Source organism: Cellulophaga sp. RHA19 (assembly GCF_002813425.1).
In the GTDB taxonomy this organism is placed as follows: Bacteria; Bacteroidota; Bacteroidia; order Flavobacteriales; family Flavobacteriaceae; genus Cellulophaga.
This window is the reverse complement of sequence record NZ_PHUL01000001.1, coordinates 3,722,690-3,746,051: the sequence shown is the minus strand read 5'-3', so window position 1 is coordinate 3,746,051 and position 23,362 is coordinate 3,722,690. Positions and strand designations below refer to the sequence as shown.

At 32.6% G+C, this 23,362-nt stretch carries 18 protein-coding genes; 10 read left to right on the top strand and 8 right to left on the bottom strand.

The features are described 5' to 3' along the window. The first annotated feature begins 68 nt into the window (after positions 1 to 68). The 5 genes from AX016_RS16175 to AX016_RS16155 all read left to right on the top strand — a co-directional run bounded on the left by AX016_RS16175 (position 69) and on the right by AX016_RS16155 (position 7,590). On the top strand, positions 69 to 3,092 hold the full coding sequence (locus tag AX016_RS16175; RefSeq protein WP_232732646.1) for a tetratricopeptide repeat protein: 3,024 nt from the start codon (positions 69 to 71) through the stop codon (positions 3,090 to 3,092). 30 nt (positions 3,093 to 3,122) lie between these two features. Beyond that, positions 3,123 to 4,892 (top strand): TonB-dependent receptor, encoded by a 1,770-nt coding sequence (locus tag AX016_RS16170; RefSeq protein ID WP_100896598.1) that lies wholly within the window; start codon positions 3,123 to 3,125, stop codon positions 4,890 to 4,892. Between the two features lie 82 nt (positions 4,893 to 4,974). Continuing rightward, positions 4,975 to 5,247, top strand: a complete 273-nt coding sequence (locus AX016_RS16165) for a hypothetical protein (RefSeq protein ID WP_100896597.1) — start codon at positions 4,975 to 4,977, stop codon at positions 5,245 to 5,247. Between the two features lie 4 nt (positions 5,248 to 5,251). Continuing rightward, the gene (locus AX016_RS16160; protein WP_100896596.1) at positions 5,252 to 5,890 is read left to right on the top strand and encodes a hypothetical protein; all 639 of its coding nucleotides are present in this window, start codon (positions 5,252 to 5,254) and stop codon (positions 5,888 to 5,890) included. An 80-nt stretch (positions 5,891 to 5,970) separates the two neighbouring features. Then, on the top strand, positions 5,971 to 7,590 hold the full coding sequence (locus tag AX016_RS16155) for an amidohydrolase (RefSeq protein ID WP_100896595.1): 1,620 nt from the start codon (positions 5,971 to 5,973) through the stop codon (positions 7,588 to 7,590). An 80-nt stretch (positions 7,591 to 7,670) separates the two neighbouring features. Here the strand turns inward: AX016_RS16155 and AX016_RS16150 are convergent, their stop codons facing one another. Then, complete coding sequence (locus AX016_RS16150; protein ID WP_100896594.1) at positions 7,671 to 8,198, bottom strand: DUF2911 domain-containing protein; 528 nt, start codon at positions 8,196 to 8,198, stop codon at positions 7,671 to 7,673. A gap of 243 nt (positions 8,199 to 8,441) precedes the next feature. Here AX016_RS16150 and asnB point away from each other — a divergent pair, with 243 nt between their 5' ends. The 3 genes from asnB to AX016_RS16135 all read left to right on the top strand — a co-directional run bounded on the left by asnB (position 8,442) and on the right by AX016_RS16135 (position 13,447). Continuing rightward, positions 8,442 to 10,106 (top strand): asparagine synthase B, encoded by a 1,665-nt coding sequence (gene asnB, locus AX016_RS16145; protein ID WP_100896593.1) that lies wholly within the window; start codon positions 8,442 to 8,444, stop codon positions 10,104 to 10,106. 326 nt (positions 10,107 to 10,432) lie between these two features. Next, the gene (gene gyrB / locus AX016_RS16140; protein ID WP_100896592.1) at positions 10,433 to 12,373 is read left to right on the top strand and encodes a DNA topoisomerase (ATP-hydrolyzing) subunit B; all 1,941 of its coding nucleotides are present in this window, start codon (positions 10,433 to 10,435) and stop codon (positions 12,371 to 12,373) included. A gap of 72 nt (positions 12,374 to 12,445) precedes the next feature. Beyond that, on the top strand, positions 12,446 to 13,447 hold the full coding sequence (locus tag AX016_RS16135) for a DUF6588 family protein (RefSeq protein ID WP_100896591.1): 1,002 nt from the start codon (positions 12,446 to 12,448) through the stop codon (positions 13,445 to 13,447). Between the two features lie 80 nt (positions 13,448 to 13,527). Here the strand turns inward: AX016_RS16135 and AX016_RS16130 are convergent, their stop codons facing one another. After that, positions 13,528 to 13,929, bottom strand: a complete 402-nt coding sequence (locus AX016_RS16130) for a hypothetical protein (protein WP_198519452.1) — start codon at positions 13,927 to 13,929, stop codon at positions 13,528 to 13,530. Between the two features lie 255 nt (positions 13,930 to 14,184). Here AX016_RS16130 and AX016_RS16125 point away from each other — a divergent pair, with 255 nt between their 5' ends. Both AX016_RS16125 and secDF read left to right on the top strand, forming a co-directional pair. Next, positions 14,185 to 15,111, top strand: coding sequence for a malate dehydrogenase (locus tag AX016_RS16125; protein ID WP_100896590.1), 927 nt, complete (start codon positions 14,185 to 14,187; stop codon positions 15,109 to 15,111). 145 nt (positions 15,112 to 15,256) lie between these two features. Further along, complete coding sequence (gene secDF / locus AX016_RS16120) at positions 15,257 to 18,259, top strand: protein translocase subunit SecDF (RefSeq protein WP_100896589.1); 3,003 nt, start codon at positions 15,257 to 15,259, stop codon at positions 18,257 to 18,259. Positions 18,260 to 18,311: 52 nt separating this feature from the next. Here the strand turns inward: secDF and AX016_RS16115 are convergent, their stop codons facing one another. From AX016_RS16115 to cysS, 6 genes are all read right to left on the bottom strand, one after another. Then, positions 18,312 to 19,553, bottom strand: a complete 1,242-nt coding sequence (locus AX016_RS16115) for an ATP-binding cassette domain-containing protein (RefSeq protein WP_100896588.1) — start codon at positions 19,551 to 19,553, stop codon at positions 18,312 to 18,314. Between the two features lie 10 nt (positions 19,554 to 19,563). Then, positions 19,564 to 20,082, bottom strand: a complete 519-nt coding sequence (locus AX016_RS16110; protein ID WP_100896587.1) for a GNAT family N-acetyltransferase — start codon at positions 20,080 to 20,082, stop codon at positions 19,564 to 19,566. Positions 20,083 to 20,087: 5 nt separating this feature from the next. Next, positions 20,088 to 20,579, bottom strand: a complete 492-nt coding sequence (locus tag AX016_RS16105; protein ID WP_100896586.1) for a DUF192 domain-containing protein — start codon at positions 20,577 to 20,579, stop codon at positions 20,088 to 20,090. A 1-nt stretch (position 20,580) separates the two neighbouring features. Beyond that, positions 20,581 to 21,537: a prolipoprotein diacylglyceryl transferase gene (gene lgt, locus AX016_RS16100; protein ID WP_100896585.1), complete on the bottom strand. Its 957-nt coding sequence runs from the start codon at positions 21,535 to 21,537 to the stop codon at positions 20,581 to 20,583. Between the two features lie 103 nt (positions 21,538 to 21,640). Next, complete coding sequence (gene yidD, locus AX016_RS16095; protein ID WP_100896584.1) at positions 21,641 to 21,865, bottom strand: membrane protein insertion efficiency factor YidD; 225 nt, start codon at positions 21,863 to 21,865, stop codon at positions 21,641 to 21,643. A gap of 11 nt (positions 21,866 to 21,876) precedes the next feature. Continuing rightward, a complete protein-coding gene (gene cysS / locus AX016_RS16090) occupies positions 21,877 to 23,361 on the bottom strand; it encodes a cysteine--tRNA ligase (protein WP_100896583.1) in 1,485 nt (494 codons plus the stop codon). Position 23,362 lies beyond the last annotated feature (1 nt).

The following is a 23,362-nucleotide window of genomic DNA, read 5'->3' as shown; positions in this document are numbered from 1 at the left end:
ATATACTTTTAGCCATTTTAAACGTTATATAATTTAACAAAGGTATATCACTATAAGACCTTGTCTATATGAAAATGAAAAAAATTGCAATACTCCTATGTTTTATGGGGATGTCTATCTATGGATATTCGCAAAAAACAGAAATTTACACACACAAGAATAAAGATTACGTAAAAGCACTGTCTTTGTACAACGACAAGCAGTACCAAGCGTCACAAGCCGTTTTTAAAGAAGTGGCAAAAAGCACCAATGATTACGAGACAAAAGCCAATAGTCATTACTACATTGCTACGGCTGCAATACGTCTTAATCAGCTTGGTGCAGATAAACTTATGGAGAAGTTTGTGGCAGACTACCCAACGTCTACCAAAAGAAATACAGCTTATTTAGATGTGGCAGATTATTATTTTGAAACGGGTAAGTATCCGCACGCTTTAAAATGGTATGCTAAAGTAGACCAATCTTCTATGTCTAGGAAAGACAAAGAACGATTTGAGTTTAACAACGGATACGCTCTTTTTTCATCTAAAAAATACAAAGACGCAGAACGTTATTTAAATCGTGTTACCAACTCGGCAACCTACGGTTCTCAAGCAAAATATTACTTAGGTTATATTGCTTATGAGCAAGATAATTACCAAGAGGCAAATGAGCGTTTTGACCAGATTACAGATCAGGACGAGTTAAAAGAAAAACTATCATACTACCAAGCAGATATGAATTTTAAACTTGGTAATTTTGAAAAAGCTATAGCACTTGCCAAAGAACAGTTGCCAAAAGCAGATAGGAATGAGGTATCAGAATTAAATAAAATAATAGGTGAAAGTTACTTTAACCTAAAACAATACAATAATGCTATACCTTATTTAACAGAGTACAAAGGTAAACGTGGTAAGTGGAGTAATACAGATTATTATTTGCTTGGTTACAGTTACTATAAGCAAGGAGATTACGCAAATGGTATAGACCAGTTTAATAATATTATAGATGGAGATAACAGTGTGTCTCAAAACGCATATTACCATTTAGCAGAATGTTATTTAAAACTAGATAAAAAACAAGAAGCTTTAAATGCATTTAAAAATGCATCTCAGATGGATTATTCTGAGCAAATTAAAAAAGATGCTTATTTAAACTATGCCAGACTTAGTTATGAAATTGGTAATGCATACGAGCCTGTGCCAGCAGTACTAACTAAATATTTAGAAAACTACCCAGATAGTGAGCACGCTAAAGAAATTCAAGAGCTTTTAGTAGATTCTTACATTACATCTAAAAATTACAAAGGTGCTTTGGAGTTGCTAGAGAAGAATAAAAATTACGCTAGTAAAGAAACGTACCAAAAGGTTGCTTTTTACAGAGGCGTAGAATTGTTTTTAGAGCAAGATTACAATACTGCTTTAGATGCGTTTAATTTGTCTTTAGATAATGCCGAAGAACCAAAATTTAAAGCCAGAGCAAATTTCTGGAAAGCAGAATCACTTTATTTACTAAACAAGTTTGATGATGCCTTGGTATCGTTTGTAGCTTTTCAACAGAATCCAATGTCTGTTTCTACAGAAGAAAATAAGGAGTTAGATTACAATTTAGCATATACTTATTTTAAACTGAATGATTACGTAAATGCAACATCATATTATAAAAAATATACAGATAGCAAACCAGAAGACGAGGCTAAGTTAAACGATGCTTATTTACGTTTGGGAGATTGCTACTTTGTAACTAGCAAGTATTGGCCAGCTATTGAAACGTATAATATCGCTTTAAAAAACAGAGGCGGACAAAAAGATTATGCCGCTTACCAAAGAGCTCTAAGTTATGGTTTTGTTGGTAAGAGTGATACTAAAATTAGTGAACTAAAAAGCTTTGTAACAAAGTATAACAAATCTACTTTAAAGGATGATGCTTTGTATGAGTTAGGAAACACATACATTAAATTAGGTAAGGAAGATTTAGGTTTACAAGCATATAATAAATTAATTAGCGACTATAAAGGAAGTAGTTTAGTGCCAAGAGCATTACTACGCCAAGGTTTAGTGCACTATAACGCAAGTAGAAATGAAAAAGCCTTAGCTAAATTTAAAACAGTTGTGCGTGACCACGCCAAAACACAAGAGGCAATACAAGCTGTAGCAACAGCAAAACTAGTTTATGTAGATCTTGGTAGGGTAGATGAGTATGCAGACTGGGTTAGAGATTTAGATTTTGTAGAGGTTACAGATTCAGAATTAGATAATGCTACCTATGATTCTGCTGAAAAACAATTTATAGAAAATAAAACAGATGCGGCTATTAGAGGTTATGAGAATTACATTAAAGAATTTCCTAATGGTTCTCATATTTTAGATGCAAACTTTAAACTAGCGCAATTGTATTTTGGTAAAGGGCAAAAAGCAAATGCGTTACCACATTACAAATACGTTGCAGACCAAGGAGCTGCAGAATTTACAGAGCAGGCAATAGCGCGTGTATGTGAAATTTATATTGGAGATAATAAATACACAGATGCTTTTCCATACTTAGAGAAACTAGAGCAAACAGCAAATATTAAACAAAATGTAACCTTTGCACAGTCTAACTTAATGAAAGGTTATTACAATCAAAAGAACTATAGCAAAACTATTGCTTATGCAGAAAAAGTGTTAGCTACAGAGAGTATAGATAACCGTATTAAAAGTGATGCTCATATTATGATAGCGCGTTCTGCTATTAAAACTAACGATGAGGTTAAAGCAAAAGAAGCATATGCTACGGTACAAAAAATAGCAACAGGTGAAAGAGGTGCAGAGGCTTGGTATTACAATGCGTACTTTAAAAACAAGGAGCAAGATTATGAGGCTTCTTCTGCAGCAGTGCAAACATTGGTTAAAGATTTTTCGGGATATAAAGAATGGGCAGGAAAAGGCTTGTTAGTTATGGCTAAAAATTACGATGCATTGGGAGATGCGTACCAAGCAAATTATATTTTAGAAAATATTATAAAAAACTTTAGCAGTTACCCAGACATAGTTGCAGAGGCACAAACAGAACAGCGACTTATTAAAACCAAGGAAGCACGTAGCAACTCTTCTATAAGTCCAGATGGCAACTAAAAAAAAGGCAACTAATATTAAGAACACACTATGCAAAAGTATATCTATATAACTATAACTTTATTTTTAGGATTGGCACCAATTGCCTTTGCACAAGATAAAGACAAGGATAAAGAAGAAAAAGATTTAGGAACAGAGACTGTAACGGTAGTAAAAGCATACAAGCCAACTATTGCAGATGCTTTTAAACTAAAATCTACACCTGTTATTAATGGGGCGGTAGAATTAAAGAAAAAGCCAATTAATTATAGTATTTTTTCTGTGCCTGTAGCTTCTACATTTACACCAGCAAAGGGTAAAGCCACTGCTGTAAAAAAGAAAAAACCAGAGGAGTTATTTAATTCTTATGCTTCTTTAGGTTTGGGAAATTACAACAATGCTTTGGTAGATTTTTATACAAGCAGACCTATTAACAGAAACGAAACTTTAGATATAGGGTTAAACCATCATTCTTCTCGTGGAGATATAGAAGAAGCTCCTGTAGATAATGTTTTTTACGATACTAAAGTAAAAGGTATTTATACAAGAAGAGAAAGAGATTTAGAATGGAATGCCAATTTAGCTTTACAACATAAGTTATACAGTTGGTATGGAGTAACAGAAGATGCTTTGGGTACAATACCAGAAAGTCTTATAGATGAAAAACAACATTATTTTGATGCAGAACTTGGAGGAGAGCTTAAGATGGAAGATTACCTAATTAAAGGTGGTGATGTATTGTTAAGACGTTTTTGGGATGCAACAGAATCCGGAGAAAATAGAGCGGTTATTAACGCAGCTGTAGAAGTGCCAATTTCTAATGAGTTAATTAACTTTAATGTAAAACTAGATTACCTTGGTGGTAAATTTAAAAATGCTAGTTTAAATAACACAGATAATACTGGCGAAATTAAATTTGGTCAGGTACAGTTTGGTGTAAACCCTAGCTTGGTAATATTAAGAGATGACCTTACTTTAAATTTAGGAGCTAATGTAGTATATGGTTTAGATACAGAGGCTAGTAACAGTAACTTATATATTTATCCTGCGGTAACAGCTTCATACAGATTGTCTGGAGAAACTGCAATTGCATATGGTGGTATAGAGGGAGATTTACATCAAAATTCTTATCACGATTTTGTAGATGAGAATCCATTTGTATCTCCAACACTCACAATTTTACCAACCGATAGTCAGTACAATGCCTATGCAGGTTTAAAAGGGCAATTATTAACTAATTTAGGTTACAATGTAAAGGCATCTTATACGGCAGAAAATAATAGAGCTTTATATAAGTTAAATCCAGAAAATGCTTTTAGAGCAGATGAAGATAAAGATTATCATTTAGGGAATACATTTGATATTTTTTATGACGATATAAAAACATTTTCATTCTTTGGAGAGTTAAATGTAGATGTAAACAGAAACTTTGCTTTAGGTATAAATGCTGAGGTTTTTAGCTACACAACAGAAACAGACAACCCTGCTTGGAACTTGCCAAAAGTAAAGGGGTCTTTATTTTTGGATTATCAAATTAATGAAAAATGGTTTATGGGAGCTAACTTATTCTTTGTAGGTGAAAGAGAAGATTTAGGTTCTGTTGCGGCAACTGGTACACAACCACAAGATTTTGTATCTACAGTAGTAACTTTAGATAGTTATTTTGATGCTAATGCACACGTTGGTTACCGTTTAGATGAAAAATTATCACTTTTTATAAAAACAGCAAACATAGCAAATAACAACTACCAACGTTGGGCAAATTATCCAGTTCAGGGCTTCCAAGTACTTGCAGGGGCAACTTATAAATTTAACTGGTAATAAAAACACATATTTAAACGTTATAAAGTTTCACTTTATGTAAATGATTCATAAGTAATAATGAACCATTTAAAACTTTATAATGAATTTATCAGAACAATTAGTACTGTGTAAAAAATGTGAAAAAAGAAAATTTGATCCCAATACAGGAATAAATTGTTCTTTAACTGGTAGAAAACCAACTTTTGAAGACACTTGTAATACTTTTGTGTTAGATGTCAATGAAGCTGAAAAAATAGCAGCAAAAGATAAGGTATCTACATATGTAAAAGAGGATTCTAAAGAAAGTATGTGGTGGGTTTTAGGTGTAGTTTTAATAGTAATTAAAATTATATGGAGATTTAATAGAGATTAATTAAATGTTGTATAATAATTTAAGCAAAGCATTAAACTGGAAACTTATAGATGCTCTATTTGAAAAGCAAATAGAGCAGTCCTTAGATATTCAATTTGGTTACAATCAAATTAAAAAAGTTTTATTGCGGCGTAATTTCCCAATTTTAAATATAGATGAACACAAGCTATATTTAGAGTTTAAAGATTGGTTGGTAGAGGTTTTAAAAAGAGAATCTATACCTAAAGACATTAAATCAATCTATTTTGGACTTGCTGATTTATCATTTCCACAATTTGATAATGGAAAAATTAAAACTACAATTTACATAGCAGGTTCTAAAAATAAACCAGATGAAGATTTAGATTGGAATTCTGATACAAAATATCTACCAAAAAGGCGCTACTTGTTACTAAGCAATTTTGAGGAATTAGATGTGTTTATAGAAAAGCACAAACTAAGTGAAAAGTATAAAGTTTTGGTGTTTAACGGACTGTTAAATCTACTTGCCTTAAAAGCAATGCAAGAGTTAAAAGATGATTTGCTTACGTGTAAAATAAGGAAATACTTGTTTGTAGAATCAATTATAACAAGAGATGAACTTTTCTTTGGTACAGGTTATGATTCTGGTACTACATATATTCTTGGTATGTTAAGCAAATAATGCCATACTTATGGTGTTCGTTTTTATTAATTTATTTTAAATCTTATTATTTCGTTATTTTTGAAAAAACTCAAAAACTAATGAAAAAATTAACACTTGTATTACTGCTGGTAATTGCGGCTTGTAATCCTAAAAAAGAAAAGGTAGACTATATTGTTACCAATGCAAATGTTTATACGGTAGATTCTACGTTTGCAAAAGCACAAGCTTTTGCTGTAAAAGATGATTTATTTGTAGCTGTTGGTACTGCAGAAGAAATTGCAGAAAAGTATGCATCAGACAAAACAATAGACGCCGGTGGTAAAACAATTACTCCGGGTTTAATAGACGCGCATTGTCATTTTTTTGGATTAGGGATGAACCAGCAAGTGGTAGATTTAATTGATACCAAAAGTTTTGATGAGGTGGTAAAACGTGTTTCTGCTTTTCAAAAAACTAATACCAAAACATTTATAAGAGGTAGAGGTTGGGACCAAAATGATTGGGAAGTAAAAGAGTTTCCAAAAAAAGAGGCTTTAGATTCTCTTTTTCCTTCAATTCCTGTTGTTTTGGAGCGTGTAGATGGCCACGCATACATTGTAAATCAATATGCATTAGACCTTGCTAAAATTACAAAGGACACTAAAATTAGTGGAGGTGAAATTGTAAAGGTTAATAATGAACTTACAGGTGTTTTGATAGATAATCCAATGGTTTTAATAGATGATGTTTTGCCAAAACCAAGTATAGCAACTCAAGCACAAGCATTAAAAGATGCAGAAAAAATATGTGTTGATTATGGGTTAACAACGGTTAATGATGCAGGTTTAGATAAGCAAACTATAGAAATTATAGACAGCTTGCAGCAAAACGGAGAAATGGATATCCGTGTTTATGCTATGATAAGTGCAAACAAAGAAAATTTAGATTATTACTTAACTAAAGGGATTGTAAAAACAGACGGATTAAATGTTCGTTCTGTAAAAGTGTACGGAGACGGTGCACTAGGTTCTAGAGGTGCGGCTTTAAAAGAAGAGTACTCGGACAAGCACAATCATTATGGTGCTATGGTAACTCCTGTAGAAAAAATAAATAGTCTTGCTAAAAGAATTGCAAAAACCGACTACCAAATGAATACGCATGCTATTGGAGATTCTGCTAATGTAGCGGTTTTACGAGCTTATAAATCGGCATTAAAAAATACAAAAGGCAGACGTTGGAAAGTAGAACACGCACAGGTTATTGCGCCAAAAGATTTTGATTATTTTAAACTAGGAATTATACCATCTGTGCAGCCAACGCATGCAACTAGTGATATGTACTGGGCAAAGGACAGGCTGGGAGAAGAGCGTGTAAAAGGCGCTTATGCATTTAAAAAATTATTAGATATAGCTGGTGTTGTTGCTTTAGGAACAGATTTTCCGGTAGAACGTGTAAGTCCGTTTTTAACGTTTTATGCAGCTGTTGCCAGAAAAGACACTAAAAATTATCCAGAAGGTGGTTTTCAAATGGAAAACGCTTTGTCTAGAGAAGAGACATTAAAAGGGATGACAATTTGGGCTGCTTATTCTAATTTTGAAGAAAATGAAAAAGGAAGTATTGAGCCAGGTAAAAAAGCAGATTTTGTAATTTTAAGTGATAATATTATGGAGGTTGAAGCTTCTAATATTCCAACCATAACAGCAGAACAAGTTTTTATAGGAGGTAAGAAAGTAAAATAGTTACAGAAAAACTTAAAAGCCCAAAAATAAACCCGAAGCTATATGTAGCTTCGGGTTTTATATTTAAAGCGTACTGCTAATTAAATAGAAAAAGGTACAGAAACTATAGTAGTTCCCCAACCCATTACCATATCAGTATCTGTAAAAGTAATAGAAAAAGCTTCTATAGTGTCTTTGCTTTTAGATACATTACCTGTAACTCTAATAACGTCAGCATCTTTCTCATAAGAGTAAGCACCCCATTGGTTTAAGTTTTTATTTAAAATTACAGTCCATTCTTTTTCTCCAGGTACAGAGAATAAAGAGTAAGTACCAGCTTTTACTGTTTTACCTCCAAATTTTGTATCTGCGTAAAAAGTAACTTCTGCAGCCTCATTAGCGCCAGTTCTCCATACTTTTCCTGCAGGGGCTAAATCTTTTACTAATCTTCCTTTTAATTGAGGGCGACTATAAACAACACGTATGTTCTTTTTTGAAATTTTGTAGCTAGATGGTTGAGAGGCAATGTCGGCTGGACTTTTATCTAAGCCAGGAAATTTTTGAGCAGTTGCGTTAGTAGTAAATACCATAGTTAATACAAGTGCTGATAATGCAATTAATCTTTTCATAAATGTTTGTTTTTTGTGTTTTTCAAATTTAGCGACATTTTCGCAGTAATGAATTATATGGTCGCTAAAATTATGCCAACTTACAAAATGATTGTTTTTTTTATTGCAATACTCTTTATGCGTATTAAATAACTTGTAATACGGTTTAAAATGTTTCAAATTGAAATCAATATAAGCGTATGTGTTTTTAAATTGAAACCTTTAATTCATCTTTGTAATCAAATTGATATAAAGATTAATAATATGTGTGGAATAGTTTGTGCATTTGATGTAAAGGAAAGCACTGAGGCTTTAAGACCTCAGTTGTTAGAGATGTCTAAAAAAATTAGACATAGAGGTCCAGACTGGAGTGGTATATACGCAGACGATAAAGCTATTTTAGCACACGAGCGTTTGGCAATTGTAGATCCGGCTTCTGGTAAACAACCATTATTAAGTCCTAATGGTAAATTAATATTAGCTGCCAATGGAGAAATTTATAATCACAGAGAATTACGTAAGCAGTTTAAAGATACATATGATTTTCAGACAGAATCTGATTGCGAGGTTATTTTGGCTTTGTATTATGAAAAGGGAGTGGATTTTTTAGATGAGTTAAATGGTATTTTTGGTTTCACTATTTATGATGCCGATAAAGATGAATATTTTGTTGCTCGTGATCATATGGGAATTATTCCTTTGTATATGGGTTGGGATAAAAACGGTACGTTCTACGTTGCATCAGAATTAAAAGCATTGGAAGGTACTTGTACAAAAATAGAATTATTTCCTCCTGGTCATTACTTACATAGTAAAGATGGTGAGTTAAAAAAATGGTACTCTCGTGATTGGATGGAGTATGATGCTGTTAAAGAAAACGAAACTAGCATACAAGAAGTAAAAGAAGCTTTAGAAGCAGCGGTTCACAGACAGTTAATGTCTGATGTACCATACGGAGTATTATTGTCTGGTGGTTTAGATTCTTCTGTAACTTCTGCTGTTGCAAAAAAATATGCACAAAAACGTATAGAAAGTGGTGATACAGCAGATGCTTGGTATCCACAACTACACTCTTTTTCTGTTGGATTAGAAGGATCACCAGATTTGGCTGCTGCAAAAAAAGTAGCAGATCATATTGGTACTGTACATCATGAAATTAAATTTACAATTCAAGAAGGTTTAGATGCTATTAAAGATGTTATTTATAACATAGAAACGTATGATATTACTACAATTCGTTCTTCTACACCGATGTACTTAATGGCACGTGTTATTAAGTCTATGGGTATAAAAATGGTATTGTCTGGTGAAGGCGCAGATGAGCTATTTGGTGGTTATTTGTATTTTCATAAGGCGCCAAATGCACAAGAGTTTCATGAAGAGACTGTACGTAAATTAGATAAGTTACATATGTACGATTGTTTAAGAGCTAATAAAAGTTTAGCTGCTTGGGGAATTGAAGGTCGTGTACCATTTTTAGATAAAGAATTTATGGATGTTGCTATGCGTATTAACCCTAAAGATAAAATGATTAATGGGGAACGTATGGAGAAATGGGTAGTTCGTAAGGCGTTTGAAGATATGATACCGGAAAGCGTAGCTTGGAGACAAAAAGAACAGTTTTCTGATGGTGTAGGATATAGCTGGATTGATACTTTAAAAGAATTAGTTGAGAAAGAAATAACAGATGAGCAAATTGAAAATGCAGCATTCCGTTTTCCAATTAACACACCATTAAACAAGGAAGAGTATTATTATAGAACTATTTTTGAAGGACATTTTCCTAGTGATGCAGCAGCATTAAGTGTACCGCAAGAGGCAAGTGTAGCTTGTAGTACGGCAACAGCTTTAGAATGGGATGAAGCGTTTAAAAATATGAACGACCCTTCTGGTAGAGCAATAGCTAACGTACATGATGAAGCATATTAAAAAATAAAATATAACTTGAATTATAGCCTATTCTAGGGTTTTAATTATAATTAGTCTTTTTGGAGCACCAATGTATTGGTGCTCCTTTTCGTTTAAAGCCTTTTAAGAGCATTTTTTTTATTTTATGATTTGTAAAATCTGTGTTTTATATCAAATATATCTTAAAAATCAATTTAAGCGTGTTTAAGCAGTGTTCTCTGTTGCAAAGAAAATGTTAATAACTATTTTAAAACAGTCTTAAAACCGTTTAAAATTAAGAACTCAATATTTTATATTTGTTAGGTTGTATTTTTTATGATGAAATTAAGCACAATAATTTATATATAATGAGCGAAGAAGCAAAAAAGAATAATTATTCAGCTGACAGTATTCAGGCCCTAGAGGGTATGGAGCACGTACGTATGCGTCCTTCAATGTATATTGGTGACGTTGGTGTTAGAGGTTTGCACCACTTAGTTTACGAGGTAGTAGATAACTCTATTGATGAGGCAATGGGTGGTCATTGTGATACTATTAGTGTAACAATAAATGAAGATGGTTCTATCACTACCAAAGATAATGGTAGGGGTATACCAGTAGGTCTTCATAAAAAAGAAGGTGTTTCTGCATTACAGGTTGTAATGACTAAAATTGGTGCAGGTGGTAAGTTTGATAAAGATTCATATAAAGTATCTGGTGGTTTGCACGGGGTAGGTGTATCTTGTGTTAACGCATTATCTAACCATCTAAAAGCAACTGTTTTTAGAGAAGGTAAAATATGGGAACAAGAGTATTCTAAAGGTAAAGCTTTGTATCCTGTAAAAAGTATAGGTGATACAGATGAAACTGGTACAATAGTTACTTTTTATCCTGATGATACTATTTTTACGCAAACTACTGAGTATAGCTATGAAACGCTTTCTAGTAGAATGCGAGAGTTAGCTTACCTTAACAAAGGTGTAACTATAACAATTACAGATAAAAGAGTTACCGATGAAAAAGGAGAGTTTTTATCAGAAGTTTTCTTTTCTGAAGAAGGTCTTAAAGAATTTATAAAATTCTTAGATGGTAACAGAGAGCAACTTATTCGTGAAGTTGTTTCTATGGAAGGTGAAAAAAATGGTATTCCTGTAGAGGTTGCTATGGTGTATAACACATCGTATTCAGAAAATCTTCACTCTTACGTAAATAACATTAACACACATGAAGGTGGTACACACCTTTCTGGTTTTAGAAGAGGTTTAACATCTACCTTAAAGAAGTATGCAGATGCTTCAGGAATGTTAGAGAAGTTAAAGTTTGAAATTCAAGGTGATGATTTTAGAGAGGGTTTAACTGCAATTGTATCTGTAAAAGTAGCAGAACCACAGTTTGAAGGGCAAACAAAAACTAAATTAGGAAACAGAGAAGTATCTTCTGCAGTAAGTCAGGCGGTATCAGAAATGTTGACTAATTATTTAGAAGAAAATCCGGATGATGCTAAAGTAATTGTACAGAAAGTTATTTTGGCTGCGCAAGCACGTCATGCAGCTACTAAGGCTCGTGAAATGGTACAGCGTAAAACGGTAATGAGTATAGGTGGCTTACCTGGAAAATTATCAGATTGTTCTGAGCAAGATGCTACAAAATGCGAAGTGTTCCTTGTAGAGGGAGATTCGGCAGGTGGTACTGCCAAGCAAGGTAGAGACAGAAATTTTCAGGCAATATTACCGCTTCGTGGTAAAATCTTAAATGTTGAAAAAGCAATGCAACATAAGGTTTTTGAAAACGAAGAAATTAAAAATATATATACAGCTCTAGGTGTAACTATTGGTACAGAGGAAGATAGTAAAGCCTTAAACTTAGAAAAATTAAGATACCATAAAGTAGTTATTATGTGTGATGCCGATGTAGATGGTAGTCACATTGAAACTTTAATTCTTACTTTTTTCTTCCGTTTTATGAGAGAATTAATAGAGGCAGGGCATATTTATATAGCAACACCTCCATTATACTTAGTTAAAAAAGGAACAAAGAAAAGGTATGCTTGGTCAGACAAAGAACGAGATGAAATTGCTGATAGCTTTAATGGTAGCGTAGGTATACAAAGGTATAAAGGTCTTGGGGAGATGAATGCGGAGCAATTGTGGGATACTACAATGAATCCAGATTTTAGAACATTAAGACAAATTACCATTGAAAGTGCTTCAGAATCAGACCGTGTATTCTCAATGTTAATGGGAGATGAAGTACCTCCTAGAAGAGAGTTTATAGAGAAAAATGCCGTTTATGCAAACATTGATGCATAATAAAGTAAGTTTATACAACAAAAACTCGCACCATTGGTGCGAGTTTTTTAGTTTTATAAAAAAAACAATTCTATGAAAAAGTTTAGTTTAGTTATTTTCTTGGCGTTAAGTGCTTACACATCTGCCCAATCTAGCGCAAATGAAGTTTTTGCTGCAGGTGTAGATGATGCAAATAAGTTTATTAATGATTATTTATCACCTGTGTCCGAAGGTATGCTTTATAGTATCTCTGGAGGATGGTATAATACTGCAGACGCAAAACCTTTAGGAGGTTTTGAGATTTCTATTATTGGTAATATGGCGCAGTCTCCAAGTGATAAAAAATCATTTATATTAAATACAGAGGATTATGAAAATTTGCAATTTGTAGATGGTAGTATTTCCAAAGAAGTTTCTTCTGGTTTAGGAGATATAGAAGGTATAAATGTTTTTGTTGAAGATGAAAACGGATTATTTAGAGAAGAATTTGAACTTCCATCTGGTTTAGCATCAGAAAATATAAACTTTGTACCGTCTGCATTTATACAAGCCAGTGTAGGTTTAATAAAAGGAACAGAAATAAAAGCTAGGTTTTTACCAAAAATAAAGACTGATGATGTAGAAGTAGGTATGTTTGGTGTTGGTCTGCAGCACGATTTTACTAAGCTCTTACCAGCAGATAAAATATTACCTGTTGCAATATCTGGTGTTATTGGGTATACGCATTTAACAGGTATGTATGATTTTACAGACCAAGATGTAATTGCAGGTGAAAACCAACGATTAGATATGAAAATGAATACCTGGGTTTTTCAGGCAGTTGTGTCTACTAAAATGCCAATAATTAACTTTTATGGTGGTTTAGGATACTTAACGGGTAAATCTACAGTAGATGTGTTAGGTACTTACAGGGTTCAGTCTGGTCCATTTATAGGAGATACCTATACAGATCCTTTTTCTATAAAATCAGATGCTAGTGGTGTTACAGGTAACATTGGTGCAAAGCTAAAGTTAGGATTTTTTAGAATACACGCAGATTACTCTATGGCAAAGTATAACAACTTATCTTTTGGTGTTAATTTTGGTTTTAGATAGTAACTAATAATATTAAAAAAATAAAAAAGCCCTAGATTAGTTTCTAGGGCTTTTTTTGGGTAGAAAAACTTTATTATGCTTTATTCTCTAAAGGCCAAAGTTTCTCCGTTTGTTTCTTCTAATATAACGGTAGCAGAAGCATTTTCAGAGGTTCTTTCTGTGCTATTGGCTGCTTCTGTTGTTTTAATCTTTACTTGGTCACTTGGCATATCAGTCTCTGGATACGTAATAGTGTAGGTGTCGCCCTCTATTACCCATCTAAAATCAGTTAAAAAAGCCACGTTGTCATTAGTGTAACTATGAAACCTTCCTTTGTATGCATCGTTAAAAATCCATTCTTGTTTGGAATCTACGCCAGATTCTGATGTTGTTGTTTTAGCCCATATTCCAAGAATAGGATCATTGTTTTCGGGAATTTCAGAGCAACTAAATATTGTAATGTACACAAAAGTCGCTATGAAAAAATGTAGGGGTTTTTTCATAAGTAGGTATTTTTATTAATTTGGATATTGTTCTAACGCAGTATTTTGTTGTGTATTTCATTATTATCGATGTATAGCACCTTTTTTTGTGGTTTTTCGTTTAAATACATCTTTCTTTAACATTAAACTAAGTTTTAATCATTTTAATACCTATAAAAGAATATTAAAGTTGCTGTATACCTTATTTATAATGTTAAAATTCTTTATTTTTACGGTCAGTAAACAAATCATTAAAAATTAAATAAATATATACTTATGAAAGTAACGGTAGTAGGTGCAGGTGCAGTAGGCGCTAGTTGTGCAGAATACATTGCAATTAAAAATTTTGCATCAGAAGTTGTTGTGTTAGATATTAAAGAAGGATATGCAGAAGGTAAAGCAATGGACTTAATGCAAACAGCATCTTTAAATGGTTTTGATACTAAAATTGTTGGTTCTACTAATGATTACTCTAAAACTGCAGGTTCTAATATTGCTGTTATAACATCTGGTATTCCTCGTAAACCAGGAATGACGAGAGAAGAATTAATTGGTATTAATGCTGGTATTGTAAAAACAGTTTCAGAAAACTTAATTAAGCACTCTCCAGAGGTAATTATAATTGTTGTTAGTAACCCAATGGATACAATGACATATTTAGTACATAAAACTACAGGATTGCCTAAAAACAGAATTATTGGTATGGGTGGTGCTTTAGATAGTGCACGTTTTAAATACAGATTAGCAGAGGCTTTAGAAGCTCCTATTTCTGATGTAGACGGTATGGTTATTGGTGGTCATAGTGATACAGGAATGGTTCCATTAACAGCGCACGCTACTAGAAACAGTGTAAAGGTTTCTGAGTTTTTATCTGAAGAAAGATTAGAGCAAGTTGCTGCAGATACTAAAGTTGGTGGTGCTACATTAACTAAGTTGTTAGGAACAAGTGCTTGGTATGCTCCAGGTGCAGCAGTTTCTGGTTTGGTACAGGCTATTGCTTGTGATCAAAAGAAAATGTTCCCATGTTCTACTTTGTTAGAGGGTGAGTACGGTTTAAATGATCTTTGTATTGGTGTGCCAGTTATTTTAGGTAAAAACGGTATAGAGAAAATAGTAGAGATTGAACTTAGTGATGCTGAAAAAGCAAAAATGCAAGAAAGTGCAGCAGGAGTTTCTAAAACTAACGCACTTTTAGAATTATAATATTTATAAGAAATTGATTAGAATAAGGGTGACAAATTTATTTGTACACCCTTATTTTATATAATATTGTAAATATATTGGCAATTCTTATCTTAAATGATATATTTGCACGCTATATAAAATTACCAATAATAAACAAAAACTAATGTATAATAAAGGACTTATAAAGCTGTTTGCTTTTTTATTTGGGATCGTAAGTATCTATCAATTATCCTATACTTTTATAAGTAGTAAGATTGAAAATGAAGCAGCAACTTATGCAGCTAGCAAAATTTCTGAATCAGAAAATGATTTTGCAAGCAAAAGAGAAGCATTGGAAACTAGATATTTAGACTCTATTGGAGGCGAATCTGTATTTGGTTATACTAGCTATGAAGAAGCTAAAAAGAAAGAATTAAACAAGGGGCTTGACCTTAAGGGTGGTATTAATGTAACGCTTCAAATTAAGATAAAAGATATCTTATCTGGTTTAGCAAATAATACTAAAAACCCTGTTTTTCTTAAATCTTTAGAAGATGCTGATGAGGCTTCTAAAAGCAGTGATAAAACATATGTAGATTTATTTTTTGAAGCTTTTGATGCTAATAAGGGTGATTTAAAATATGCTTCTCCTGATATTTTCTTTACAAAATCATTAAGTGAAGAAATAAAATCTATGGAAGCTTCTGATGAAGAAGTGAAATCTATCATTCGTAAAAAAATTGATGAGTCTGTAGAATCTGCTTTTGAAGTATTAAGAGAACGTATAGATGGTTTTGGTGTTACACAACCAAACATACAAAGAGAAGGTACGTCTGGTCGTATTTTGGTAGAATTACCAGGAGCAAAAGATAAAGCAAGAGCACAAGAGTTACTTTCTAGTACTGCGCAGTTAGAGTTTTGGGAAACGTATCCTAAAAACGATCCTAACGTTATGCAATTTATAAATGCAGCTAATGAAAAGTTAAGATCTTTAGTAGATACAAAAACGGCTACTGCAGAAGATACTGAGTCTAAACCAGAATCTGAAATAGATTCTTTATTATCAGATGTTACTCAGGATTCTTTAGATGTGGCTACACAAATAAATCCTTTAGGAGATTTAATAAAAGGAATTCCTAGTGCAGGTTTTGTTATTGCAGAATTTGCCATAAAAGATACGGCTAAGGTTAATGAATACCTTAATATGCCAGAAATTAAAAGATTAATACCAAATGCTATACAGCACGTTAAATTTGCTTGGGAACGTCCTTCTAAGGGTTCTGAGGTTGTTGGCTTATATGCATTAAAAGGTAATAGAGATAATGCTCCTAAAATGAGTGGAGATGTAGTTAGTGCTGCACGTGCTCAGTTTGACCAGTTTAACAGACCAGCAGTTGGTATGGATATGAACGTTAAAGGGGCTAAACAATGGCAAAAATTTACAAGTGAGGTTAACTTAAACCAAACTGGTATTGCTGTAGTTTTAGATAATAGAGTTTATACTGCTCCAGGTTGTTCTGTTGTAGGTGGTATATCTGGTGGTAGTACAGAAATCTCTGGAGATTTTACAATCACAGAAACAAAAGATATTGCAAATGTTCTAAGAGCTGGTAAGTTACCTGCTAGAGCAGATATTATTCAGTCAGAAGTTGTTGGACCATCATTAGGACATGAGTCTATTAATAGTGGTTTAATGTCTTTCTTAATTGCAATGGCATTGGTATTAGTTTGGATGGTTTTCTATTACGGTAAAGCCGGTGTAGCTGCAGATATTGCATTGTTATTAAACATCTTATTAATATTTGGTGTACTTGTAAGTTTAGGTGCTGTATTAACTTTACCTGGTATTGCTGGTATTGTATTAACAATAGGTATGTCTGTTGATGCAAACGTACTTATCTTTGAGCGTATAAAAGAAGAGTTAGCAAAAGGTAAAGGTCAGGCTTTAGCTATATCAGATGGTTTTAGTAATGCTTTGTCTTCTATTTTAGATGCAAACATTACAACTGGTCTTACGGCTATCATCTTATTTATATTTGGTTCTGGACCAATTAAAGGTTTTGCTACTACTTTATTAATAGGTATTGCAACATCTTTATTTACAGCAATATTTGTAACTAGATTATTTGTTGAAGGTTATACAGGTAGTAAAGGAAAAGTTTTAGAATTCTGTACAGGATTAACAAGAAACCTTTTCAAGAACTTAAGTATAGATTTCCTTAAGAAAAGAAAGATTGCTTATATCATTTCTGGATTATTAATTATTGTAGCATTATTTTCTTTAACAACTAATGGTTTGCAGCAAGGTGTAGATTTTGTTGGAGGTAGAACTTACCAGGTTCGTTTTGATCAGAATGTGAATACAGCTGAAATTTCTTCAAACTTAAGTGAAGTATTTGGTAGTGGTACTAACGTAAAAACTTTTGGTGAAGATAATCAGATAATGATAACTACTTCATACAAAGTAGACGCAGAGGATATAGCTGTTGATGAAGAAATTCAAGAAAAATTATTTACATCATTACAAAACTTATTGCCAAGTGGTTTAACTCTAGAGGAGTTTAATAATGGTGGTACAGATGATGTGTCTATAGGTATATTAAAATCTAAAAAAGTAGGACCAACTATTGCGGATGATATTAAGAAAAATGCTGTTTGGGCAATTTTAGGATCGTTATTTGTAGTTTTCTTATATATCTTATTCCGTTTCCGTAAATGGCAATTCTCTTTAGGAGCTGTTGTAGCGGTATTCCATGATGTATTAGTAGTATTAGGTGTATTCTCTTTATTAGGTAAGGTGATGCCATTTAATATGGAGATAGATCAAGCATTTATTGCGGCAATATTAACAGTAATTGGTTACTCTTTAAATGATACCGTTGTTGTTTTTGACCGTATTAGAGAAATAGTAAGAGAAAGAGGATGGAGTTCTGGTGATAATGTAGGTTTAGCATTAAATAGTACGTTAAGTAGAACGTTAAATACTTCTTTAACAACTTTAGTAGTATTACTTGCTATCTTTATTTTTGGTGGTGAATCTTTAAGAGGGTTTATGTTTGCTATGATAATAGGTGTTATTGTAGGTACGTACTCATCTTTATTTATTGCAACACCAGTTATGTTTGATACTTTAAAGAAAAGAATACAATCAGGTAAAGAAGATGTTGTTGTAGAAGACAAAGAATAATCTTAATCTGTAAAAGATAAAAAAAGCTGCTTACAAATTGTAAGCAGCTTTTTTATTTTAAAATATCTCCTGTAGATCCTTTTGGGGTAATTTGTAACTCCAATATGCCTCTGGGTTCTAGATTTTTTTCTTTTCTGTGAGATACAAATATTACTGCTGTTTGTTTTTTACTGGCAATATGGTTTACAAGATTCACAAATAATGATGCACTTTTATCGTCTAAGCCAGCTGTTGGTTCGTCTAAAATTAATACTAATGGCTGTTTTACCATAGCTCTTAATAGCATTACTAAGCGTTGTTGTCCCACAGTAATCTCATTAAATAATTTATTTTTTGAATCTAATAGTTGCGCTATGCTTAACCATTGTTCAGCAATTTGTATTTGAGTTTCGGTTGGTTTTGTATAAAGACCAATAGCATCTGTAAAACCTCCAATAATCATATTTTTAACCGTGTGGTTTCCTTTAAAACTGTCTACTATTGATGGTGTAAAGTATCCAATCTTCTTTTTTATATCCCAAATACTTTCTCCTGTTCCTTTTTTTTGTCCAAATAAATACAACTCTTGTCCGTACCCTTTACTATTCTCACCGGTTATCATAGATAGGAGTGTAGTTTTTCCACTTCCATTTTTACCTATAAGCTGCCAAAAATCTCCTTTGTTAATTTGCCAATTTATATTTTGTAATACTTGCTTCTCTTCAAAAGAAACAGAAACATTTTTAAAGCTAATAAGTTCTTTGCTTTTGTGGTTAATAGCGTTAGTGTTGTTAGGTATTTTAAGCTGTTTTAATGTGTGCTCATTACTTAATGATGTTACATATGTCTCTAATGACGAAAATGCTTTTAAATTACTCTCTTGTAATTTATATATGCTAGACTCAATGGGTAGCATATCTTCAATTCTGCTTATTGTTAAAATTAAGCTGGTTTCTTTAGCTATGTTAATTAGTAAATCTTTTAATGTTTTTTGATAAGCTGCATCTAAATTATCATAAGGATTATTTAAAATAATATAATCGGGCTTTTTTGATAAAATGTAGTTAAGTAACGCTTTTTTTTGCTCACCACTAGACATTGTTTTTAAATGTTGAGAGGTGTTGTTTGTTATTGTTTTTATATCGTGAATTTCTTCTTCTCTAATAAATTTATGTATTTCTGATTTAGAGAATAAAGCAACCTTTTTTTCTTTTAAAAAGTTAAATTCAGCATTATGACTTCCTTTAAATAAAGATGTAGTAAATACTTTTGTATTAGATGTGTTGCTTGTAAAAATGGTGTAATGCTGCGGCATTAGTTGTAATTTATTTATATACTCTGTATATGTCTACTGGGTTGTTACTGTAGCTGGTGGTTTTGCTTAAGTGCATTCCGTTTGCTATGGCTACCTTTTGTGAGGGGATATTATCTATATGAATAATAGATATTAAAGAATCTGCAAAGTTATTAGAAAAAGCATATTCTTTGCATTTTATAGCTGCTTCCGTAGCGTATCCTTTTTTCCAATATTTAGGAAGAATAGAGTAGCCAATTTCTAATTCATCTTTATCGTCTACTGTTTGTACCAGTAAGCCACACAAGCCAATGAATTTATTTGTTTTTTTACAAATAAGCGCATTCATACCTCCAAGATTAAACTGGTAGCGCTCAAAAGCTCTGTTAAATTGTTGTTTGCAAGCTGTATTGGCATCTTGTGGAATGCCATCCCAAAACTCTGAAGATCTTGGATCTTGATGAAAAGGCAACCAATCTTTAAAGTCAGATTGCACTAATTTTCTAAATAATAATCTTTCAGAAGATTCGCCATTTAGAAGATACTTCATTGTAATTATAGTTTAGTAAAATCTATTTTGTCGCCTACTTCTAACAGATATTTTTCAGATAATCCTGCATTAATTTCTAAAACATACATTACAGGTACTTTACTAGATAAGCCAGTTTCGTCTAATGGCTTTGCGTTTTCTTGAAAACTGGCAATACGTAAGTTTTCATCAATATAAATAATATCTAAAGCTATTTTAGTATTTTTCATATAAAAAGAATGTACTCTAGAATCAGGGAAAATAAATAACATTCCTTGTTTTTCTTTCATACTAGTTCTTTCCATTAAACCAGTTTGCGTTTCGTAATCTGTTTCGGCAATTTCTATATCTAAAGTTAACGCCTTAGTGTTATCTGTACTCTTTGTAATTGCTAAAGTACCTTCTTTTGTAAAAGCAGGTTCAGGAGTTTGTATAACTTCTGTTTTGTTTTCTTTACAGCTTGATGCTAAAGAAATAATAGCAATTAATAAAAAAGAATAATTCTTTAATGTTTTCATTTTAAGCTTTTTTAGGTCTAAATACAAAATATGCGCCTATTAGTATAAAAGGAATACTTAACCATTGCCCTGTAGATAATGTGCCTAAAGACTCTTCAAATCCACCTTGACTTTTCTTTACAAACTCTACAAAGAAACGGATGGTCCATAATAGCATTAAAAATAAACCAAACAAAAATCCGGCTTTATCTTTTTTATCTGTTTTCCAGTAGAAGTATGATAATATGATGAAAACGAATATATAGCAAACACCTTCATACAATTGTGCAGGGTGTCTAAAAGGAATACTTTCTAAAATTGAAGCAAATTTTGGATTGTTTTCTATAGCTTTATAAGCTGCGCTTACAGTTCTTTCTTTTGTTAAAGCCATAGCTCTAGAAGCTGGCATATCATCAGAGTCTCTTATAAATTTTGTGGCGAATATAAATGCTTTCTCTGTGATTTTTCCGTTAATTTCAGAATTGAAAAAGTTGCCTAGTCTAACAAAAAAAGCTCCTAAGGAAACAGGAACAACTAGTCTGTCTAGCAACCATAATATTTTATAATCAGGGTACTTTCTGTTGTATAAATACATACCTATAATTACACCCAATGCTGCACCGTGACTAGCAAGACCTGCAAAACCTGTAAACTCATAACCTGTTATTATTCCAAAAAGCCTTCCGCTAGGGTTTTCTCTAATTGGTAATAATATTTCTATTAAATGGTTTTGGTAGTGAGCCCAGTCATAAAAGAAAACATGTCCTAAACGTGCGCCTAACATTGTAGCAATAACGGTGTATAAAAATAAAGAATCTAACTGCTCTATTGGTTTTTTCTCGTTAGTAAAAATCTTTTTTATAATTACCCAGCCTAAAGCAAAAGAGGTAATCCATAGTAGATTGTAGTATTTTATTTGTACTGGTCCAAGACTGAATAAAGTTTCATTTGGATTCCATAATATACTTAAAAAATGCATTTATTTTCCGTTTTGTGAATGGCTAATATACGTATTTTGAGTAAGGGGTTAAAAAAGAAACTGTGATTAAAAGTTAATTTTATCCTATTCTTTTAATACCGTTCTACGGAACGGGATCATAACCGCTGCCACCCCAAGGATGACAACTAAAAATGCGTTTTGTAGCTAGCCAACCGCCTTTAAATAAACCGTGCTTTTTTAAAGCTTCTACGGTGTATTGTGAGCACGTTGGTGAATACCTACAACTAGCCGGAGTTAAAGGTGATATAACTGTTTGATATATTTTTACTAATAGAAGAAGTGGTGCTATCAGTATTTTTTTTATCATTTTAATTTATTTTAAGATACACTAAAAGTAGTACCGTCTTTACCGTCTTTAAGTTGTATGCCCATTGCTAATAATTGGTCACGTATTTGATCTGATAATGCAAAATCTTTATTGCTACGTGCATCATTACGTAATTGTATTAACAGGTTTACTACTTCTTCTAGTTTTTCTGAGTTTCCGTTAGAATCTTCATTAATACCATTAAGTCCTAAAATATCAAATACAAAGGCGTTAAGAGTATTCTCTAATAGTTCTTTGTCTTCTTTAGTGATAGTTTCTTTACTGTCTTTTATTAGGTTAATGTGCTTAACGGCTTCAAATAAATGAGCAATTAGAATAGGTGAATTAAAATCGTCATTCATGGCATCATAACATTTTTGTTGCCAAGCTGCTACGTCAAATTCAGTTTTATTGCCAGTTTCTATAGCTTTTAAAGATGCAATAGCTTCCATTAGTTTTATGTATCCTTTTTCAGATGCTAATAAAGCATCATTACTAAGGTCTAAAATACTTGTGTAGTGTGCTTGCATCATAAAAAACCTAACGGCAGATGGTGAAAATGCCTTGCTTAATATGTTGTTGTCGCCGTTAAAAATCTCATTAGGGTAAATGTTATTGTCTGTAGATTTAGACATTTTTTTACCGTTTAATGTAAGCATATTTGCGTGTAACCAATAATTTACTGGAGAGGCGCCATTGCTTGCTTGTGCTTGTGCAATTTCACATTCATGATGCGGGAATTTTAAATCCATACCGCCACCGTGAATGTCAAAAGTTTCACCTAGATATTTAGTACTCATTGCAGTACACTCTAAGTGCCAACCAGGAAAACCATCTCCCCAAGGAGAAGGCCAACGCATAATATGTTCTGGTTCTGCTTTTTTCCAAAGTGCAAAATCTTGCGGATTTTTCTTGTCGCTTTGTGCTGCTAATTCTCTAGTATTAGCAATCATATCCTCTAGTTTTCTGCCGCTTAAAATACCGTAGTTGTTTGTTTTGTTAAACTCAACAACATCAAAATACACAGAGCCGTTAACCTCGTAAGCAAATCCTTTTTCAATAATATCCTTAATAATTTCTATTTGCTCTATAATGTGTCCTGTGGCAGTAGGCTCTATACTTGGAGGTAAAAAATTAAATTTTTGTAGCGTGTTATGAAAATCTACGGTGTAGCGTTGTACTACTTCCATAGGTTCTATTTGTTCTAAACGCGCTTTTTTTGCAATTTTATCTTCACCTTCATCAGCATCATCAACCAAATGGCCGGCATCTGTAATATTACGTACATAGCGTACTTTGTACCCTAAATGCTTAAAATACCTAAAAATCATATCAAAAGACATAAACGTACGGCAGTTGCCTAAGTGTACATTACTGTAAACAGTTGGCCCACACACATACATACCAATGTGTCCGTCGTTTATAGGTTTAAACTCTTCTTTTTTTCCAGAAAGGGAATTGTAAACTTTTATTGTCTGATTTTTGTAAAGTTGCATT

Bases quoted from the DNA above. Each gene is read 5' to 3' on its own strand.
- AX016_RS16175 (WP_232732646.1), top strand. From the start codon at position 69: ATGAAAATGAAAAAAATTGCAATACTCCTATGTTTTATGGGGATGTCT.
- AX016_RS16170 (WP_100896598.1), top strand. From the start codon at position 3,123: ATGCAAAAGTATATCTATATAACTATAACTTTATTTTTAGGATTGGCA.
- AX016_RS16165 (WP_100896597.1), top strand. From the start codon at position 4,975: ATGAATTTATCAGAACAATTAGTACTGTGTAAAAAATGTGAAAAAAGA.
- AX016_RS16160 (WP_100896596.1), top strand. From the start codon at position 5,252: ATGTTGTATAATAATTTAAGCAAAGCATTAAACTGGAAACTTATAGAT.
- AX016_RS16155 (WP_100896595.1), top strand. From the start codon at position 5,971: ATGAAAAAATTAACACTTGTATTACTGCTGGTAATTGCGGCTTGTAAT.
- AX016_RS16150 (WP_100896594.1), bottom strand. From the start codon at position 8,198: ATGAAAAGATTAATTGCATTATCAGCACTTGTATTAACTATGGTATTT.
- asnB (WP_100896593.1), top strand. From the start codon at position 8,442: ATGTGTGGAATAGTTTGTGCATTTGATGTAAAGGAAAGCACTGAGGCT.
- gyrB (WP_100896592.1), top strand. From the start codon at position 10,433: ATGAGCGAAGAAGCAAAAAAGAATAATTATTCAGCTGACAGTATTCAG.
- AX016_RS16135 (WP_100896591.1), top strand. From the start codon at position 12,446: ATGAAAAAGTTTAGTTTAGTTATTTTCTTGGCGTTAAGTGCTTACACA.
- AX016_RS16130 (WP_198519452.1), bottom strand. From the start codon at position 13,929: ATGAAAAAACCCCTACATTTTTTCATAGCGACTTTTGTGTACATTACA.
- AX016_RS16125 (WP_100896590.1), top strand. From the start codon at position 14,185: ATGAAAGTAACGGTAGTAGGTGCAGGTGCAGTAGGCGCTAGTTGTGCA.
- secDF (WP_100896589.1), top strand. From the start codon at position 15,257: ATGTATAATAAAGGACTTATAAAGCTGTTTGCTTTTTTATTTGGGATC.
- AX016_RS16115 (WP_100896588.1), bottom strand. From the start codon at position 19,553: ATGCCGCAGCATTACACCATTTTTACAAGCAACACATCTAATACAAAA.
- AX016_RS16110 (WP_100896587.1), bottom strand. From the start codon at position 20,082: ATGAAGTATCTTCTAAATGGCGAATCTTCTGAAAGATTATTATTTAGA.
- AX016_RS16105 (WP_100896586.1), bottom strand. From the start codon at position 20,579: ATGAAAACATTAAAGAATTATTCTTTTTTATTAATTGCTATTATTTCT.
- lgt (WP_100896585.1), bottom strand. From the start codon at position 21,537: ATGCATTTTTTAAGTATATTATGGAATCCAAATGAAACTTTATTCAGT.
- yidD (WP_100896584.1), bottom strand. From the start codon at position 21,865: ATGATAAAAAAAATACTGATAGCACCACTTCTTCTATTAGTAAAAATA.
- cysS (WP_100896583.1), bottom strand. From the start codon at position 23,361: ATGCAACTTTACAAAAATCAGACAATAAAAGTTTACAATTCCCTTTCT.